This is a genomic window from Halomonas sp. AOP43-D1-4, assembly GCF_052446175.1.
Classification (GTDB): Bacteria; Pseudomonadota; Gammaproteobacteria; order Pseudomonadales; family Halomonadaceae; genus Vreelandella; species Vreelandella citrativorans.
The window spans coordinates 1-18,109 of record NZ_JBQSVY010000002.1 but is presented as its reverse complement, the minus strand read 5'-3'; the positions used below and the strand labels follow the sequence as shown (position 1 = coordinate 18,109).

At 55.3% G+C, this 18,109-nt stretch carries 15 protein-coding genes and 1 tRNA gene; 10 read left to right on the top strand and 6 right to left on the bottom strand.

The features are described from left to right. Positions 1-64: 64 nt before the first annotated feature. Positions 65-859: an inositol monophosphatase family protein gene (locus ACT3RQ_RS01965; RefSeq protein ID WP_444630159.1), complete on the top strand. Its 795-nt coding sequence runs from the start codon at positions 65-67 to the stop codon at positions 857-859. Between the two features lie 159 nt (positions 860-1,018). Here the strand turns inward: ACT3RQ_RS01965 and secF are convergent, their stop codons facing one another. The 5 genes from secF to queA all read right to left on the bottom strand — a co-directional run bounded on the left by secF (position 1,019) and on the right by queA (position 6,658). Next, positions 1,019-1,945 carry a protein translocase subunit SecF gene (gene secF / locus ACT3RQ_RS01960; RefSeq protein WP_087106566.1) on the bottom strand — a complete coding sequence of 309 codons (927 nt, stop codon included), beginning with the start codon at positions 1,943-1,945 and terminating at the stop codon, positions 1,019-1,021. 64 nt (positions 1,946-2,009) lie between these two features. Continuing rightward, complete coding sequence (secD, locus tag ACT3RQ_RS01955; RefSeq protein ID WP_444679876.1) at positions 2,010-3,863, bottom strand: protein translocase subunit SecD; 1,854 nt, start codon at positions 3,861-3,863, stop codon at positions 2,010-2,012. Positions 3,864-3,995: 132 nt separating this feature from the next. Beyond that, positions 3,996-4,322: a preprotein translocase subunit YajC gene (yajC, locus tag ACT3RQ_RS01950; RefSeq protein WP_087106571.1), complete on the bottom strand. Its 327-nt coding sequence runs from the start codon at positions 4,320-4,322 to the stop codon at positions 3,996-3,998. Between the two features lie 112 nt (positions 4,323-4,434). Beyond that, positions 4,435-5,553 (bottom strand): tRNA guanosine(34) transglycosylase Tgt, encoded by a 1,119-nt coding sequence (gene tgt, locus ACT3RQ_RS01945; RefSeq protein WP_087106573.1) that lies wholly within the window; start codon positions 5,551-5,553, stop codon positions 4,435-4,437. A gap of 73 nt (positions 5,554-5,626) precedes the next feature. After that, complete coding sequence (gene queA, locus ACT3RQ_RS01940; RefSeq protein ID WP_444679875.1) at positions 5,627-6,658, bottom strand: tRNA preQ1(34) S-adenosylmethionine ribosyltransferase-isomerase QueA; 1,032 nt, start codon at positions 6,656-6,658, stop codon at positions 5,627-5,629. A gap of 112 nt (positions 6,659-6,770) precedes the next feature. Here queA and ACT3RQ_RS01935 point away from each other — a divergent pair. From ACT3RQ_RS01935 to ACT3RQ_RS01925, 3 genes are all read left to right on the top strand, one after another. Beyond that, positions 6,771-6,857 (top strand) — tRNA-Leu (locus tag ACT3RQ_RS01935). 259 nt (positions 6,858-7,116) lie between these two features. Then, positions 7,117-7,707 (top strand): exopolysaccharide biosynthesis protein, encoded by a 591-nt coding sequence (locus tag ACT3RQ_RS01930; protein WP_087106577.1) that lies wholly within the window; start codon positions 7,117-7,119, stop codon positions 7,705-7,707. Between the two features lie 106 nt (positions 7,708-7,813). Further along, positions 7,814-8,170: a RidA family protein gene (locus tag ACT3RQ_RS01925; protein ID WP_087106579.1), complete on the top strand. Its 357-nt coding sequence runs from the start codon at positions 7,814-7,816 to the stop codon at positions 8,168-8,170. A gap of 78 nt (positions 8,171-8,248) precedes the next feature. On the opposite strand, the gene ACT3RQ_RS01920 is transcribed toward ACT3RQ_RS01925, so the two are convergent. Beyond that, the gene (locus ACT3RQ_RS01920; RefSeq protein WP_444679874.1) at positions 8,249-9,358 is read right to left on the bottom strand and encodes a pyridoxal phosphate-dependent aminotransferase; all 1,110 of its coding nucleotides are present in this window, start codon (positions 9,356-9,358) and stop codon (positions 8,249-8,251) included. Positions 9,359-9,550: 192 nt separating this feature from the next. On the opposite strand from ACT3RQ_RS01920, the gene ACT3RQ_RS01915 reads away from it, so the two are divergent. From ACT3RQ_RS01915 to ACT3RQ_RS01890, 6 genes are all read left to right on the top strand, one after another. Beyond that, the gene (locus ACT3RQ_RS01915) at positions 9,551-13,216 is read left to right on the top strand and encodes an ATP-binding protein (RefSeq protein WP_444679873.1); all 3,666 of its coding nucleotides are present in this window, start codon (positions 9,551-9,553) and stop codon (positions 13,214-13,216) included. Continuing rightward, positions 13,213-13,842 (top strand): hypothetical protein, encoded by a 630-nt coding sequence (locus ACT3RQ_RS01910; RefSeq protein ID WP_444628076.1) that lies wholly within the window; start codon positions 13,213-13,215, stop codon positions 13,840-13,842. The genes ACT3RQ_RS01915 and ACT3RQ_RS01910 overlap by 4 nt, the downstream gene beginning before the upstream one ends. Then, positions 13,839-15,080 carry a hypothetical protein gene (locus tag ACT3RQ_RS01905; protein ID WP_444679872.1) on the top strand — a complete coding sequence of 414 codons (1,242 nt, stop codon included), beginning with the start codon at positions 13,839-13,841 and terminating at the stop codon, positions 15,078-15,080. Before ACT3RQ_RS01910 ends, ACT3RQ_RS01905 begins: the two co-directional genes overlap by 4 nt. After that, positions 15,077-15,946, top strand: a complete 870-nt coding sequence (locus tag ACT3RQ_RS01900; protein ID WP_444679871.1) for a DUF7281 domain-containing protein — start codon at positions 15,077-15,079, stop codon at positions 15,944-15,946. The genes ACT3RQ_RS01905 and ACT3RQ_RS01900 overlap by 4 nt, the downstream gene beginning before the upstream one ends. A gap of 302 nt (positions 15,947-16,248) precedes the next feature. Then, positions 16,249-17,835, top strand: a complete 1,587-nt coding sequence (locus tag ACT3RQ_RS01895) for a DNA methyltransferase (protein ID WP_444679870.1) — start codon at positions 16,249-16,251, stop codon at positions 17,833-17,835. Next, positions 17,807-18,109, top strand: a 303-nt coding sequence (locus ACT3RQ_RS01890) for a hypothetical protein (protein WP_444679999.1), incomplete at its 3' end; no start/stop codon positions are given. The genes ACT3RQ_RS01895 and ACT3RQ_RS01890, both read left to right, overlap by 29 nt.

The window sequence follows — 18,109 nt, the reverse complement described above, 5'->3', positions numbered from 1 at the left end:
GCGCGCCATAGGCAATTATTCCTTCGCCTAACGTTCTTTAACATCACTGTGACAAGGCCCGATCATGAATCCGATGGTCCAATTTACGTTGCGCGCAGCGCGCAGCGCAGTTGAACAGTTTCAACGTGTTCGTGAGCGTATCGAAAACGCTCATGAAGAATCCAATCTTGACCGTCTGCTTGAAGACACGGCGCGCAAGGCCGAGGCGACCATTGTCCATCAGTTGGAGCGTGGCTACCCCCAGCACGGCTATGTGGGTCGCTACACCTCGCATAAAGCGGGTGAAGACGAAGGTAGTGAGACCGTTTGGAAGATCGAACCCATTCATGGCTACTCTAATTTAGCGGTAGCGGGTAAAGGCTTTGCTCTCTCAGTGGTGTGTCTGGTTAAAGGCCGCCCGGAACACGCGGTGGTTATCTCACCGTTTGGCGATGATGAATATATCGCCAGCCGTGGTCGTGGCGCTCAACACAATGGCAAGCGTATGCGGGTTAGCAAACCCACCGCGATTACCGGTACGCGTTTAGCCATGAGCCTGCCCGAAGCGTGGCTGCGTCCTGGCAACTTGCCGGCATTTCTTACCGTTACCCAACAACTTGCACCTCAGGTAGAAACTCTTGTCGCGACGGGCTGTGGCCTGCTGGACATGTGTGAGCTGGCCAGCGGCCGAGTGGACAGCGCCTTTGTGCTGGGTATGGAAGAGCAGGATATGCAGGTGGGTACGCTGTTTTTGAAAGAAGCCGGTGCGCTAATGGGCACGCCCGATGGTCAGCCGAGCGTTAAGGTGGAAGGCCAACTGATGGCCGCTGGTCCACGTCTTTACAAGGCGCTGATCAAACAACTGGCGCCGCATTTTTGATGGGCTGGTAGTAAATGAATAGTTGGAAATGAATGGCTGGTAGTTAATAGCACGCTGTGAATGTTGAGTGGTAGACGTTCCAGGTTGCCAGCCAACCACTAAAAAGGCTCTGCCGGGTTATCCCGGCAGAGCCTTTTGTCGTTATACAAGAACGGTTTGTTACGGCAGCTCTTCTTCCTCTTCATCAAGCTCTTTTTTGGTGGGGATCAAGTCCTCACGCGAAAGCTTGAGTGGCAGAAGCAGCGCGCCAGAGATGTAGATGGAGGAGAACGTGCCGACGCCAATACCGATCAGCAAGGCGATAGCGAAGTTCTCGATCATATCGCCACCGAGGATTAACAGGGCAAACAGTACCAGCATGGTCGTGCCGGAGGTTGCCAGCGTGCGCGATAGTGTGGCGTTGATGGCTTCGTTGATGATCTGCGTCATATCGTCGATACGTGACGTACGGATATTCTCACGAATACGGTCATAGACGACGATTGTGTCGTTCAATGAGTAGCCGATAACCGCCAGAATCGCCGCCAGCACGGTCAGGTCGAACTCAAGATGAAAGAGTGCGAACACGCCCACGACGATAATCACATCGTGAAGCAGCGCCAACAGCGCACCGATGGCAAACTTGTACTGGAAGCGGAAAGCGACATACAGCATGACCACACCGAGCGCGACCAGCAGGCCAAGGCCGCTTTGATCGCGCAGCTGATCGCCCACCTGGGCGCCAACAAATTCAGCGCGCACCAGAGTAACGCTGTCTCCGCTGGCACTTAGCAGGTTGACAACGTCGCTGCCAACGTCAGGATCAAAGGCCTGTTGCAGGCGAATAAGCACCTCGGTTGATGCGCCGAACGTTTGTACAGAAACATCCTGGAAGCCGCTTTCTACCAGCAGAAGGCGAATGGCATCCAGCGAGGGTGCGGCGCCGTAGCGAACTTCGATCAGTGTGCCGCCAGTGAAGTCGAGCCCCAGGTTGAGCTGTTGGAAGAGCAGGGCGCCAATCGACACGATAAGCATCACTGCCGAGGCGATAAACGCAATGTTGCGCCGCCCCATAAAGTCGATTTGCAGTTGTGATAGGGGTTTCATTGCCACCTCTTGCATTCGGGGCTGAGCACGGGGTTCAGGTCCATGTTCTTCAGATCCATGTTTTTCAGATCCATAGCTTTTTGACGGGTCGGCTGCCATAGGTCAGGTTGACCAGGGCACGCGTCACCATTAGTGCGGTGAACATGGACGTCAAGATGCCGATAGACAGCGTGACCGCAAAGCCTTTGACGGGGCCGGTACCAATCGAGAACAGAATGATCGCCACTAACAGCGTGGTGATATTGGCATCGACAATCGAGGTAAAGGCACGCTCATAGCCTGCATGAATGGCCTGCTGAATCGACAGCCCGTTACGCAACTCTTCACGTATTCGCTCAAAGATCAGGACGTTGGCATCCACCGCCATGCCCAGCGTTAGCACGATGCCCGCGATGCCGGGCAGGGTGAGCGTGGCGCCCAGCATCGACATGACCGCGACCAGAATCGTCAGGTTAAGGGCGAGCGCAATGTTGGCAAAAATACCAAACACTTTATAGCGCGCCAGCATAAACAGCACGAGCAGCAGTAGGCCCACCTGAACAGAGAGCAGGCCGCGCTGAATGTTTTCCGCACCCAGGCTTGGGCCGATAGTGCGCTCCTGTACAAAATAGATCGGCGCCGCCAGCGCACCTGAACGCAGCAGCAGCGACAATTCGGCAGCTTCAGTGGGAGAGTCGAGCCCGGTGATTCGGAAGCTGTTGCCCAGCGCGCTTTGAATGGTGGCGAGGCTTATCAGGCCGCGCTCTACATAAGGCTCACGCTCAATCGTCTCTTCGCCGGTCTCAGGGTCAATGACGACCGTATCTTCGCTCTTGTGCTCGATAAATAGCACCGCCATATTGCGACCAATATTGGTGCGCGTGGCGCGGTTCATCAACGTGCCGCCAGTGCCATCCAGGTTGATATTCACCTGCGGACGACCGTTTTCATCAAAACTGTTACTGGCGCTGGAAACGCTGTCGCCGGTAATGATCACATCGCGCATTAGCTCGGCAGAGCGTGATGCATCATTACGGAATACGTGAGTTTCCGTTTCCATGCTCGGCGTGTCGTTACGAGCTTCCAGGCGGAACTCAAGGTTGGCGGTCGCGCCCACGATCCGTTTGGCGGCCACTGTGTCCTGTACGCCGGGGAGTTCAACCACGATCTGGTTAGGACCTTGACGCTGCACCATCGGCTCGGCAACACCCAACTCGTTCACCCGGTTACGCAGGGTGGTCAAGTTTTGGTTGATGGCGTAGTCCTGAATTTCGTTAATGGTCTGATCGCTCAGCGCCATCACCAGCCTGGAGGAGCGGCCGCTGCCTTCATTGGTATAGTCAAAGTTGGGGAAGTCACGGCTGATCAAACGGCGTGCATTGTCGCGGTCTTCAGTGCTTGCAAAGTCGATGGAGAGGGAGCGGCCTTCAACATCGGTATTGCGGTAACGAATACGCTCGCTACGCAACAGCTCGCGCATGGCGCTAGCATTCACTTCCAGACGCTGGGTGAGTGCCGCTTCCATATCCACTTCCAGCAGGAAGTGAACGCCACCGCGCAGGTCAAGCCCCAGTGTCATGGGGGAGGCGGAAAATGCTTGCAGCCAGGCCGGCGTGGCTTCTGCCAGGTTTAGTGCGACCGTCGCGTCATTGCCTAAAAGGTCGGCGGCAATATCGCGAGCATTGAGCTGGTCGTTGTCGTTACGCAGGCGAATCAGCCACAGGCCGTTAACTTCTTCGACGCCTTTAACAGCGATGCCGTTTTCGCCGAGTGCGTTCTCAACGCGTTCAATTTGGCGCTCATTCAGCGTTTCGCTTTGGGCGCTACTGAGCTGAATAGCGGGATCTTCGGGGAATAAGTTGGGAAGCGAATAGATAAGGCCAACCACCAGGACGACCAGTATCAGCAGATACTTCCACAGGGGGTAACGGTTGAGCATGCAAGCCCTGCCTTCAATTACAAACGGAATTGCTGTGCGGGGAGCCCCACGCACAGCAAAATTTACCATCGTATCTACCATGGCACCCCTGCCGGGGTGGCTGGCACTGAATCGGCAGGGGTGTTTTAAGCGTTAGATGGACTTAATGGTGCCCTTCGGCAGCACGGCAGCAACGGCATTTTTCTGTACGTTGACTTCGGTGCCTTCAGATACTTCCAGGGTCAGGAATTCATCACTGACTTTGGTGACGCGGCCAACCAGGCCACCGCCGATCACGACTTCATCGCCTTTGTCCAGGCCGGTGACCAGCTGTTTGTGCTGCTTGGCACGTTTAGCTTGGGGGCGCCACAGCAGGAAATAGAAAATCAGCACAAAGCCGACCAACATAACGATTTGTGCGATGCCACCGCCAGCTGCCCCTTCCTGGGCATGGGCTGATGAGATGAAGAAATCCAGCATTGCAGAGAACTCCTGGGTTAAGACCCTTAATGGGTGAAAGGGTTAGAGGGGGCGCTAATTAACAATTATGTTGATAAGCGGCCCTTGATTCACCCGCCAGAGCGGGTGATGACTATTCGGCCAGGGGAGGCACCGGCAGGCCGCGCCGAGCATAAAAGCCTTCCACAAAGGTCGTCAATGTACCCGCTTCGATTGCCGCGCGCAAATCAGCCATTACACGCTGGTAGTAGCGTAAGTTATGGATGGTATTGAGCATCGAACCGAGCATTTCATTGCAGCGGTCCAGGTGGTGCAAATAGCCGCGCGAGAAATTCTTGCAGGTATAGCAGTCACAGCCCTCTTCAAGGGGGCTGGTGTCGTGGCGATGCTTGGCATTACGAATCTTGACTGTACCGTCAGCGGTAAACAGGTGGCCATTACGCGCGTTGCGGGTCGGCATGACGCAGTCGAACATGTCGACGCCCCGGCGCACGCCTTCCACCAGGTCCTCAGGCTTGCCCACGCCCATCAGGTAGCGTGGTTTATCGTCTGGCATCCAGGTGGGCAGGTAATCCAGCACCTTGATCATCTCTTCTTTGGGCTCGCCAACGGAAAGCCCGCCAATCGCCAGGCCGTCAAAGCCGATCTCCAAGAGGCCTTTGAGCGAGCGCTCACGAAGCTCGGGGTGCATGCCGCCCTGAATGATGCCGAAAAGTGCGGAAGGCGAGTCACCGTGGGCATCGCGTGAGCGCTTGGCCCAACGTAGCGACAGCTCCATGGATTTCTCGGCTTCCTCATACGTGGCCGGGTAGGGCGTGCACTCGTCAAAAATCATCACCACATCAGAGCCCAGCGAGCGCTGCACGGCCATGGACTCTTCCGGCCCCATAAACACCTTGCTGCCATCCACCGGCGAGCGGAAGTGCACGCCCTGCTCGGTGATCTTGCGCGTCTCGCCTAATGAGAACACCTGAAAGCCGCCGGAGTCGGTGAGGATCGGCTTGTCCCACTGGGCGAAGTCGTGCAGGTCGCCGTGGGCTTCAATGACCTCGGTGCCGGGGCGCAGCCACAGGTGGAAGGTGTTGCCCAGAATGATTTCAGCGCCGATCTCCTTGATGGAGTCCGGCGTCATACCTTTTACCGTGCCGTAAGTGCCCACCGGCATAAACGCAGGGGTTTCGACCGTGCCACGGGGGAAGTGGAGGCGACCGCGACGAGCGCGGCCGTCGTCGGCCAAGCGCTCAAAGCGCATAAAGCATTCGTTTCGCATTGTGGTAACTCGTCAAAAAATCATCGGTAAAACGCTAAGGGCAACGTAAAGGCGCTTAGCGGGTGAGCAGCATCGCATCGCCATAACTAAAGAAAGCGTAGCGTTCGGCAACGGCTTCACGGTAGGCGTTCATCATCGTGTCATAACCGGCAAACGCCGACACCAGCATCAAAAGTGTCGATTCCGGCAGGTGGAAGTTGGTAATCAACGCATCCACACAGCGCCACTCGTAGCCGGGGTAGATGAAAATATCCGTATCCCCGCTGTAGGGCGCTATCTGCCCATCGCTGCTTTTCTGGCAGGCGCTTTCCAAACAGCGCACGCTGGTGGTGCCCACGGCAATGACCCGGTTGCCTGCGGCTTGCGCCTCGTGTACCTGCTGGCAGGTGGCTTCTGACACCTCGATCCACTCGCTGTGCATATGGTGTTCAAGAATATTGTCCACCCGCACCGGCTGAAAAGTGCCCGCGCCCACATGTAGAGTGACAAACGCGCTGTTGATGCCTTTTTCAGCCAGGGCATCCAGCAGTGGTTGGTCAAAATGTAGGCCCGCCGTGGGAGCGGCCACGGCGCCATCTCGGCGGGCATAAACGGTTTGATAGCGCTCGCGGTCGCTGAGTTCATCTTCCCGGGTGATATAAGGCGGCAGTGGCATATGGCCATGCTGCTCCAGCAGCGCGATCATTGGCGTCTCGCCTAAAAAGCGCAGCTCAAACAACGCGTCGCGGCGGCCTTCTACCACGGCGTGAATATCACCTTCAAAGATCAGCTCGGTGCCGGGCTTGGGCGACTTGCTCGAGCGGATATGTGCCAGGCCCCGGTGGCTGTCCAGCGGGCGCTCAAGCAGCATCTCCACTTTGCCGCCGCTGGCTTTATGGCCGTGTAGGCGGGCAGGAATCACTCGTGTGTCATTAAACACCAGCAAATCGCCGGGGTTTAAACGCTCAAGAAGGTCCGTGAACTGGCGATGCTCAAGCGCGCCGCTCTGGCCATCCACGCACAGCAAACGACAGTCGCTGCGCTGCTCAGAAGGGTAGCGAGCAATCAGCTCATCGGGTAGCTCGAAATAAAAGTCCGCGCGCTGCATGGGTTGGCTCTTAACGGTGGTCAAACAGGCGGCATAGGATACCCCCTTCGCTAGATAAAGTCAGTCAATGTGATTGACCTGCGTGGTTATCTCCGTATAATGCGCATCCATTGCCGGTGTGGCGGAATTGGTAGACGCAGCGGATTCAAAATCCGCCGCCTTTACGGGTGTGCCAGTTCGAGTCTGGCCACCGGCACCAAATTTTAGGGCTTAGCGTTCATCGCTAGGCCCTTTTTTGGTTTTTGGCATTCCAAAAAATACCATAAAGCATTGCAAACATTGCTCATACCCTCCTTTTCTCACACCATCCATTGGCTCGACATCTAACATTTGATGACACTCATCTAAACTACACTCCACAGTGACAGTGCCGTTGTTGTAGACGGCAATTGCATGCCATGGATACAGGTGCTTGATTAACGGCCTGGCACGCTTTATAGCGAGCAGGGAGCTCAATAATGGCCGAACACACGACGCGGGCACTCAGCGAGGTTCTGAACCACCTTGAACACTCGGTTCAAGGGCAAAAAGTAACGATCGGGTCGCTTGTGGACGAGCTTGGTGCGCACTCCTTTGCGTCACTGATGCTCATGTTTGCCCTCATTTCGACGTCTCCCGCAAGCTCGATTCCGGGAGTCACTGCCATTGTGGCCTTCATTGAGTTTATTCTCGTAGCGCAGATAATGCTGGGGCGGGATTGCCTCTGGCTGCCAGGCTTCATTTCACGCAAAGCGCTGTCTACCCATAAACTCTGTAAAGGGATTAACTGGCTGCGCAAACCGGTGCACTTTGTTGAGCGTTTTCTCAAACCGCGCTGGGTATTTTTCGTCAAGCCGCCCTGGTTGTACCTGCCTCTCGCCGTTATCCTGGCCGTGACACCCTTTATGCCGTTTATGGAAGTCATCCCCACGTCGGGTTCAATAGCATCTGCGGCTATCGCCTGCTTCGCGGCCGGGCTCTTAACCAGAGACGGGTTGCTTGCCATGGTTTCTATCCTGTTTTTGGCCTCGGTGCCTTTCGTGATCGGGTATGTAGGGTTCAGTGGGTAGGTAAATCGTTTGCCTGAATGCAGCAAGAAGTTGGCGTATTTGCAGGCAAGCATTTTAAATGTAAACGCGGTAATCTCAGCTGTATTTCTTATGACGGAGAGACTCCATGAGCATTACTTATTACGAAAGCAATGCACGTATGAGCCAAGTGGCTATTCATAACGGCACGGTTTATCTAGCAGGCCAAGTGCCCGCCGACGCCACGGCAGATATGCGTGGCCAGACCGAACAAGTGCTTGCGCGTATTGATGAGCTGCTGGCTCAGGCAGGGTCCTCAAAAGAGCACCTGATTTCTGCCCAGGTATGGGTAACCGATATGGCCGAGTTTGATCAGATGAACGCGGCATGGGAAGCGTGGGTAGTCGCAGGGCGTACCCCGGTTCGCGCCGCGCTTGAAGCCAAGCTTGCCAAGCCTGAGTGGAAAGTGGAAATCATGGTTATCGCGGCACTGCCTAACGCTTGATTTGTAACGTTCGGGTAGCGCTAGTATCGAGAAAGCCCCTGCCTTGGCAGGGGCTTTCCTGTAAAAAGAGTTGCCTTATCAAGCGTGCCCTTTAATAGCCTGCTCAAGCGTTGCCAGCCGGCCCGGCACCAGGGCATCCGCTACGGCGGTAATGCGTATTACGTTGGCGAGCGCCGGGTGCGCCAGGCGAGCGACAAGCACACCTTCTGAAAGCAGTTGCTGATGTACGTGGACGGCCAGTTCCTCACTGGGCAGGCGAATGCCGATAAAGTTGGTGGCACTCGGCAGTACATCGGCCCCTAAAGAGCGAAAGTGCTCGGCCAACTGCTCTCGGCGGGCTTTTACATCTGCCACGTGCTGGCGCACTTCTTCAGGATGGTCGAGTACTACTTCGGCGGCGGCCAGCGTCAGTGCGGAAACCGCGTAGTGAATACGCACCTTCATCATCATAGCCAGTACGTCAGGCTCTGCAATGGCGTAGCCAATGCGCAGCCCCGCTAAGCCGTGGGCTTTGGAAAGCGTGCGCAGGCGAATCACGCCGGGTAGCGCGTTAGCCGAAAACTCGCTTCCCGCATCATCACGAAAATCGCCATAGGCTTCATCCAGCAGCAGCCAGCAGGTATCTGGCAGCGCTTGGCGAAGCTTGATAATGGCGCTGTCGCTGTGCAGGTGGCCGCTGGGGTTATCCGGGTTGGCCAGGTAAACGAGGCGGGCGTTTTCCTGTTGCGCGGCGGTGGCCAGCGCTTCCAGGTCCGGCGCCAGCACGCCGGGCGCTTCATGGTAGCCAGGTTCAATCAGGCGGCAGCCTTGGCCTTTCGCAAAGTAGCCAAACGTGGGATAGGTGCCCGCCGTGCATACCACCGTAGCGCCGGGCTCGCAGGTAGTGCGTAGCGCCAGCGCAATCAGGCTATCGGCACCCGCATCAACCAACAGGTGATCAAAAGGCGTGCCTAGCTGGGCGCTTAACCGGGTACGCACACCAAACGCCTCGGCGTCGCCATAGCTGTAAGCGTGCGCCGCCAGTGCATCACCAAAGTGCTCGCGCAGTGCCTGGTGAGGCATGTCCAGCCCTTCGTTGGAACCCAACTGATGGGGGATCGCTCGGCCCAGGCGGCGTTCAAGTACTTTAATTCCCGGAAAGGGGTTAACCGGGCCTTCGCCGGTAAGGTGCTCGGGGTAGCGGGGCATGGCGGTTTCCTGCAATGAAAGTGAAGCGTGGGCGTGAATGTAATTGCTGAGCGTTTAAGTCGCTAGTGGGTTAATGATTACATAAAGCGTTTGGGAGAGTGAATCGGTGAGTCGAGTCATCCAGTAGGTGTCGCCTTGCATTGTGTCTGGCAAGATAGTCGTTTTCGAAACCCTATCGATCAAGGACACGGCATGGCCCACCTGCTACGCATCGTGATGATTCACGGCCACCTTGAAGGCGTGGTTGAACTCAGTGTGGACGGCCACACCAATATTTGCGGCACCAACGCCTCGGGCAAGACCACGCTCCAGCGCCTGGTGCCGGTGTTTTATGGCGAGCTGCCCAATAAGGTAGTGCCCAAAACGCGCATGAAGTTTGATGCGTTTTACCTGCCGCATCGCAACAGCTACCTGGTGTATGAATACCGTCGCGAGGCGGGCAACATCTGCCAGGCAGTGTTGACTCGTAAGCAAGAGGGCGGGGTAGAGTACCGCTTTGTGGGCGGGCCTTATCAGCCGGAAGATTACTTGGTGGAGAGCGAGGCGGGCGTGACCGCACTCGACTACACCCAGTGGGCCAGTGGCCTGCGCCGCAACGGTACGCCGGTGTCGTCCAAGCTGGGCGCGACCTCTGAATTTCGCTCGGTGATCCAAAACGACTTTACTCAGCTACACGGCAATAGCCGCGATGGCCTCAAGCTGCGCCAGATCGCCGCGCAGTTCAGTCTGGTCAAGCCCGAACGGCGTATTCGCCATATTGAAAAGTTGGTGTCGGCGGTGCATGCCAAAGAGGGCAAGATGGATACCCTCAAAACCATGCTGGCGGCGATTTTCGAAGAGGATGGCGTTGAACTGCCGGTCACGCGGATTCGTAACACCAAGGCGCGTGAATGGATTGCCCAGATGCGCCAATCGATGCGCCTGGAACCGCTACAAGCGTCGCTCGCCCGGCTTGCCGGGATTGACCGCGAGCTTGCCCATTTAGATGCCACTCTCTGGCAGCTTAAGCCCCAGCTTGAAGATGACCGCCAGCAGGCTGAGCGGCGTATGGCCGATGTGGACGCCGAGCTTGCCCGCCATCAGCGCGACTTCCAACAGCGGGAAAGCGACTACGCCCAAGCGCGGGACGCGCTTAACGACCGCCACAGCGAAGTGGTCAGCGATTTACAGCAGACCCAGCGCCGCCTTAATGATCTACAAACCCAGTACGAGCACTATTTCGAGGCGGATATGCCCGCCCTGGAGCGTGATATCAATGCGCTGCCCCAGTGGCGCGAGCAGCGCGATCAGCTGCGTGCCCACCTGAACGTGATGCAGGATGCGGTAAAAGAGAGCCAGGCGCGGCTTGATGGACGCCTGCGTGAGCTTTCCGAGGCGCTGGCCCGCCAGACTGGTGAAGCCCAGGAATTGATCGACGCCCTAGTGGAAGAGAAAGCCCTGCGCCGTGAACAGCAGTGGGAAGCCGAGCAGAAGCTCAATGAGCGCTATCAACAGGAGCGTCAGCGCCTGGACGGTGAGTATCAGGCGCAGCTTGAATTGGGCGTTGAGCAGCTGGCCGAGCTAAAAGCCCAGCTCTCACTTTCAACACAAACCGCTGAAGAAGCTGCTGATGCTGAGCTGGCCCAAGCGCGCCTGGATCAAGCCCAGCAAGAACGCAACGCATCGGCCGCTACGCTAGACAGCCTGCGCCGCGAGTTTGAAAGTAACCGCCGCGGCAGGGACGATGCCGAGCAGCAACTGGTTCAGCTTCGCCAACAGCTTGAGCGCGCCGAGCAGCGCTGCTATGCGCTTTACCAGCAGCGTGACCCTGAACAGGGCAGCCTGCGCCATTTTCTGCGCTACCATCGCCCCGGTTGGGAGCAGCAGTTAGGCAAAGTGATTGCCCCGGAATTGCTGGAACGACGCGATCTAGCACCTCAACTAGCCGACGGCGGCAGTGATGACCTGTTTGGGCTGGCACTGGATCTTTCGGCCATTGCCTTGCCCGATTACGCCCAGGACGAAGCCACGCTGCTTGCCGCCATCGAAGAAGCAGATAGCGCCAAACGGCGCGCGCAGGCAGAGTGCCAAACGGCCGAGAAAGCGCTTAAACAGCATAACGAGCGCGTCCAAAAAGCCGATGAAACTCAAGATCAAGGCCGTATGGCCCATAAGCGTGCCGAGCAGGAAGTTGAGTTTGCCCTTGAAGCGCGCCGCCAGCAGCAAGAGCGCCACGCCAAGCATCAACAGAAGCGCCGCGCCACGCACCAGGCCGCGTTAGCCCGCTTGGAACAAACACAAACCGAGCTGCGTGAAGAGAAACAGCAAGCCCTTAACGCGCTGGGTGAAACCCATCAAAGCCAGCTGCTGGAGCTAAAAGCTGACGGCCAAAGCCAGCTGGATAGCCTGGATGCCCAGCTGCGCCAGTACAAGCAGCAGCTAAGCGACGCCAAGACTGAACACCAGCGCCAGCGTGCGGAGTTGGAAGAGGCCTTCAGCCAGGAACTGGCCGAGCAGGGCGTTGACCCCGCCAAGCTAAAAGATACCAAGGCGCGGCTAGCAAGCCAGGAGGAGCGCATCCGCGTTACCGCCGCCCGTCAGGATGAACTCACCGAATACACCCGCTTTATGCGCGTGGAGTGGGGGCAGCACAAGCCGCAGTTGGTCACCCAGGAAGCCGAGCTGGAGCAAGCTGAACAGCAGCTTCAACGCGATAAAGAGCGTCTGAAAAACGATTTTCAGGCCGCGCGTAAAACTCACCAAAGCACCGTCAGCACGCTTAAAACGCAGCGCGAAAGCGAACACACCAGCCTGGAAGCCTTAAAGCCACTGCTGACTCAGTTAGAAGGCCTCGCCATTGAACCCGACGGCCAGACCCCGGCGGCGCCGCTCGGCGATGTGGACGAGCGCATCGAGCGCGCCCGCCAGGCATTGGGCAATCGCCACCAGCTCATCGAACAGCTGCGCCGTGGCTGCCTGGACGTTGAAAGCCAACTGATCAAGGACGCCAGCAGCGGCTTTGCCGAAGCGCTGGAGAGCGAGCGCAGCAAGCTGCAAAGCGACAACCCGCGCCTCCAACTGCCGCTACTGCGCGACATGCTCAAACTGCTTGAAGACCAACAACAGCAGTTGATTCAGGAGGGCCGCAACCTCAGCGATGACCTGGATAAATTCTTTACCGTGTTCCGCGATTTGAACCGTCGCATCAGCGCCCAGAGCCGTCGGCTTTCGGAAGAAGTCGCCGACGACCTGCGCCTGGAAGGCATCACCAAAGCCGAAGTGCGCATTCAGTCCACCATCGACGAACTGGGCTTCTGGGAGCCGTTGAAGCTGTTTGCCCAGCGCTATAAAGAGTGGCGCGAATCCGGCCAGACGCTGCCCAGCGACGACTACCTGAACACCCTGGCCGACGTGGTCGATCTGCTACGCAGCGACCAGCAGTACAGCTTTGAAAGCCTGTTGCGCCTGGAACTGCACCTGAACGAAGGCGGCACGGACCTGGTGATTAAAAACGACCGCCAGCTGCTGGAGTCTTCCAGTCACGGTATGGCCTACCTGATTCTGTGTAAATTCCTGCTCGCGTTTACCCGCCTGCTGCGCGGCGACGCAGAAATCGCCATCCACTGGCCCATCGATGAGATCGGCACCTTGGCCTATCACAACGTAGAAAAGCTGTTTGAGGCCTGTGACAGCAACCACATTCATATCGTCGGCGCGTTCCCCAATCCTGAATCCGACGTGCTACTGCTGTTCGCCAATCGCTACTTGATTGACCGCGATAACGCTAACGCCAATAAACGGGTGTTAAAACGCATTGAACCGCGCCTGAGCCGCTTGGCCGAGCGGCTCCAGGAACGTCAGCAGGAGGTGACGGTATGATCGAACATGGCCCACTGCTTGAGCGTTTACTCGCCGGGGAGTTTGTCTGCCCGGTGAGCGATGAAAGTGGCTATCGCCACTTGAGCAACGCAGAGACCCGCGAGGAGATCGACACCTACCTGCGCCCGCTTAACCGGCGGCTGGCCAGCAATGAAGAGGGCAGCGTCTATTTTCTGGCCTGGCGCCAACTGAATGACAGCGCCCGGGATCAGCTCTCACGCCAGCTTGGCGATACGCTCAACAGCCTGCTGCCGCTGCTGGAGTGGCTACAGCTGGTTCAAGAAGCGCTAGGCCGCGATACCTTGGCCGCCCCTGGCGATGTACTCAAACCGGCCGAATTCAGCGCCAAGTGTGAAGATAACCAAAGCCTGCGCGAGCGGCTGGAACGCCTGGCTACCGACAGCTTTTTTGGCTCACAAAGTGACCAGCTGGATGCCCAGGTAAAACAGGTCTTCAAACGCCTGAAAGAGCACGGCTACCTGCTCCAGCCGCATTCCGAGCGCCAGGTATTTGTGATCACCGGCAAGATTGATTACCTGGTAGACCTGGTGCGCTTTATTCGCGATGAAGAAAACCTGCCGATTGATGCCGAAGGAGAAGAAGGCACGCAGGAGGCTCTGTTGTGAATAAGAGCGTGAATGAGCTGGAGAGCCGCCTGCTCAAAACAGGCGCTGAGCGCTTGGCGCTACTGGGCAAGCATTCTGAAACGCTGATGCAGGCCTACACCCGCGATGAAGTGCCGCTGGAATCGCTCAGCGATAGCGCGCTGCGCAAGATGCTGGCGGCGCGTATTCTGTGGCGCCCGGATGAGCAGAGCGGCGTGAAGCTTGCCCCAAAGGTGCGCGAGTTGATCGCCGAAATGCTCGCCGATGAGACCCGTCGCCATGTGAATGCCGGTGTAGCGGAAACCCTGGAGCTGATTCGCTCATTGGTACACAGCTACCGCGAGGCGCGCAGCCGGGGCGAGCACTGGCGGTTAGAGCAGCAGCTAATGCGCCTGCGCCAGGAAGTTGACGACCTTAACGGCCGCTTCGCCGATGCCATCGACAGCTTATGGCAGCGGCTGAACAGCGATTTTGGTTTCGTCAGCCAACTCAACGATAAAATTCGTGAGAACGACCGCGCCCAGAAACAGATCGCAAGGCTTCTGGATGGCCTGGCACTGATTAACTTTGACGAGTTGATAGAGCTGGTAGGCAGCGACGGCAGCCTGCGCAAGCTCTTGATCAGCCAGCTGCAGCAGCAGTTAAGCCACCACTACACCGGTTTGCGCGAAGTGCAGCGGCGCTTGATCGAACTGATGGCGCGCTTTCGTAAGCAGCAAGCGCGCAGCCGTCTGATTAGCGGCATGGCAGCGTTTATGCGCGAGCACCCAGGCTTTGTGCCCGGCAACTACGCTCGGCGCAGCGAGGTGCCCGCGCTGGTCAATCAAGCCGCCCCGCTAAACGCGGCGGCCGCCCCGGCGCTGGATCGCAATCTGGAGTGCCAGGTACTCGCCGACCTGCTGCATCAACTTCCCCAGCCGCGCCACACCACGCAAACAGTCGAAGCGGCAGCACCTGCTCAAGCGCAAGAAAGCAGCCTGGCCGCCGCCCGCCAACAGGCGCTAAAGCAGGATGTGGAACACTTCTATTTAAGCGTGATCGACCAGCCCGACGCCGAGCCGGTCAGCGCGCTTGAATACCTGCATGAAAGCCCGCTGGAATGGCCGGATGAAATCTGGCTGTTCCAGGTAATTGCCGAGTATCAGGGCCTGCCGCGCAACGACCAGCGTGCGTTTCGCCTTAAACAGCAGGAGTCTCAAGCGAGTGCCTTCAATCACCTGCGCCTGATCCACGACGTTGAACTGCAGCTGGCCGTATGAACCTACCCAGCCGCGCACGCAATGGGCTGAACGGTGTAGCCCGAGAACTTCTCCGCCAGCCCACAGTGGAAAAGCCCTGCGGCCAATGGGTAAACGACGTGGTTGCCTGGTGCCATCAGCATGATATTGACCTGGCCACACGAATAACCAGCAAAACGCTGCGCTTTGACGCCGCCTTGCTCGCACAGATCAACGATGTATTAGACAGCGCCCGAATAGCGCCACTAGGCCGATCCCTCAGCGGCCTGCCCAGCAGCGCCCAGGCCAAGGAGGGCGTAGAAGAAGACAAAGCCAACCGCGAAAGCCCCCGCGCACGACGAGTGCTTGTAAGCTTTCCCCCTCAGCCAATAGCAGGGCTCGCCATCGAGTTCCGCACTATTCGCGATGTGGATGTACAGATGCTAAAGCTAAGCGCATTCAGCGCCCTGATTCAGGTCGAGAATCTAGACAGCTTCTATGAATTTCCGCCGGAACTACCAGCGCTAAGCGGCTACATCAACCCGCTGGTCGCCTATCGCGGCGATAGCCACTATGGCGGCGGCTTTGCCTTGTTGGCCGAGGCCTGGCGCAAAACCCAACGACCGCATATCTACGCCGGTGATTTTGATGTTAAAGGCGTCACGCTAGCGCTGGACAGCAACGCCACCCACATACTCCTGCCTGCTATCGAATGGCTCACTCAACATGCCACGCCGCTACATGTGCCTGCTGAGCAGTTTCCTTTCCAGCGCAGGCTGCGCAAACATCTTGCCGCGCTGCCATCTGCTCATCCATTGTGTGAGTACCTAATGCTGTTGTTGGAGAAGCAGCGGGGGCTTAAACAGCAGTGGTTGGATGGGGAGATGGTTTGTGTGGGGCTGGTGTAATTGCTTACCTATTTATCGCGAGACCCATGTATTGTGCCCTTCGACCATAGGCGCATTGCTGAGTGATGCGCCAGCGGAAGTATGATTGAAACCGGCAAAACGCGCAGGCACGCGAATTTTAGATATGCAGCCAAATTTTGCTTTGCTCACAACAGAAACAATGGGGTAGAGTCAAATGAGCTGGCTACATAACCTCATGAATGAGCGGGCACGTTTATTGAGGTTATGCCGCCTTCCGTATAATCACTGTTATGTGCTCAGGGTGAAAGCGTAAAATCATAGCGGTAAATTATTATAGGAATATGACTTTGAAGCAAAAAAGAGATAGGTATGAAATGCATAAGTATTGGGGTAAGAAGCCTTCTTCTGACCTTGGTGACCTTGTCCGTAAATATAGCAATGAAGGCGAAACAGTACTTGATCCTTTCTCGGGGTATGGCGTTTTCTGCTGTGAAGCATATATCTTAAACAGAAATGTAATATCTAATGATTTAAACCCGGTATCAAATTTCATAAATGAAACTCTCTTTAATAAAGATATAGATATTGAAAAAGTTGAGAAAGAATGGAAACAAATCAGAGAGAAATTTGTTGACTTCAATAATGAATGGTTCGAATGGAGCGTGGACGGAGAGAAAGTAATTCTAACCTCCGTTTTGAGAGATAAAGACGACGTCCCGATAAAGGCAAAATACCTAAGCCCTGGGGAAAGGAAAGCAAGAGAAATTGATCTTGCGCAAGAGCAAGCAAAAGAATTTCTTAAATATGAGGAATTTCAAGAGATCAGTGATTGGTATCCAGATGAAGCACTTATAGAAAATTCGAGAATATCCGCACGTAAAGGAATGTCAGTTGCTTCACTTTTTACCAAGAGAACGCTTTCTTGTCACGCACGGCTATTCAGTCTAATCAATCAGGTTTCTTCAGGAAATGAAAGAGAGTTATTGAAGCTCGCATTTACAGCTAATTTAGCTAATTGCTCAAGACTGGTTCCACCGATAAAAAGCCGAGGAGCTATGGCTCCTGGTGCCTGGATGACAGGTTTTTACACCGGAGATACCTATATCGAAAACAATGTATTAGTGTATTTTGAGAACAGGTTAAAGAAAGCAATTAAAGGAAAGCGCGAGTATCTTGGCAACTTTCAAGCAGATGGGCTTTTTTCGGAGCCTAATGAGCATAGCTCAACCTACAGAATAACCGATTTCGATGCTAAGAACCTAAAACTAGCCAAGGAGTCTATAGACTATATATTCGCCGACCCCCCGTATGGTGAAGCGGTGCCATATTTTGAGCAAAGTATTATTTGGAATTCTTGGCTTCGTATTGAACCAGATTATGAAAACGAAATCGTAATTAGCGATAGCAAGGTAAGATCGAAGCGTGGATCGCAGTTTGAAACTGACATAGACAAAGCTTTTTCCGAAATAAGGCGGGTTTTGAAAAGTGGAAAATATTTCTCCTTGACGTACCATTCCTTGTCTGGGTATGAGTGGAGAGCAATAACCAATGCATGCGTGCGGAATGGCTTTGAGCTATATGAGTTCGAGTGGCTCGTACAAAAGTCTTTCACTCCCCGACAAATTAATAGAATGAAAACAATAAAAGGAGATGTTCTTGTTACATTTAGAAAGCTCAGCGATATTCCACCTTACAAAGAAACAGGTGAAAATGAGCTCGCTTCTGAGCTGGCAATAATGATTAGGCGTTGGCTTTATGAGAAGCCGTTAGACACTAATCAAATTTTTCTAAAGGTCATGGAATATATTTTTAGAGAAAGAATTGTTTCTGGGCCAATCGATTTGCTGGAACTCCTTATAAATAATTTTGAATTTAATGAAATGAAACTCTGGGTGATTAATGACAAACTTGAACTTCAAACAGCTTGATCGGCTTTTTAGAAATGACGATTTTCCTAGTATTGAGGAAGATGTTAGGGGTAGCAGATTTCTCAAGCTTAGGAGCATGTCAAGAAAAGATACAATGGAAAAGTTTTGTGAAATCAATAACATTGATCTCACAGGATTAAAATCTAAAGAATATTTTGAGCATGTTTTCGAACACAATGCTGTGACAGAGCATAATATTGATGATTTTATTTTGGCAAGGTACAGCGAAGAGAGGGCGGAAAGATTAGAAAATCAAGACTACTTGGTGGACCAG

Coding starts and splice junctions, on each gene's coding strand:
- secD (WP_444679876.1), bottom strand. CDS start 3,863: ATGCTCAACCGTTACCCCCTGTGGAAGTATCTGCTGATACTGGTCGTC.
- ACT3RQ_RS01910 (WP_444628076.1), top strand. CDS start 13,213: ATGATCGAACATGGCCCACTGCTTGAGCGTTTACTCGCCGGGGAGTTT.
- queA (WP_444679875.1), bottom strand. CDS start 6,658: ATGCAGCGCGCGGACTTTTATTTCGAGCTACCCGATGAGCTGATTGCT.
- ACT3RQ_RS01925 (WP_087106579.1), top strand. CDS start 7,814: ATGAGCATTACTTATTACGAAAGCAATGCACGTATGAGCCAAGTGGCT.
- ACT3RQ_RS01915 (WP_444679873.1), top strand. CDS start 9,551: ATGGCCCACCTGCTACGCATCGTGATGATTCACGGCCACCTTGAAGGC.
- ACT3RQ_RS01895 (WP_444679870.1), top strand. CDS start 16,249: ATGACTTTGAAGCAAAAAAGAGATAGGTATGAAATGCATAAGTATTGG.
- ACT3RQ_RS01920 (WP_444679874.1), bottom strand. CDS start 9,358: ATGCCCCGCTACCCCGAGCACCTTACCGGCGAAGGCCCGGTTAACCCC.
- tgt (WP_087106573.1), bottom strand. CDS start 5,553: ATGCGCTTTGAGCGCTTGGCCGACGACGGCCGCGCTCGTCGCGGTCGC.
- ACT3RQ_RS01930 (WP_087106577.1), top strand. CDS start 7,117: ATGGCCGAACACACGACGCGGGCACTCAGCGAGGTTCTGAACCACCTT.
- ACT3RQ_RS01965 (WP_444630159.1), top strand. CDS start 65: ATGAATCCGATGGTCCAATTTACGTTGCGCGCAGCGCGCAGCGCAGTT.
- yajC (WP_087106571.1), bottom strand. CDS start 4,322: ATGCTGGATTTCTTCATCTCATCAGCCCATGCCCAGGAAGGGGCAGCT.
- ACT3RQ_RS01900 (WP_444679871.1), top strand. CDS start 15,077: ATGAACCTACCCAGCCGCGCACGCAATGGGCTGAACGGTGTAGCCCGA.
- secF (WP_087106566.1), bottom strand. CDS start 1,945: ATGAAACCCCTATCACAACTGCAAATCGACTTTATGGGGCGGCGCAAC.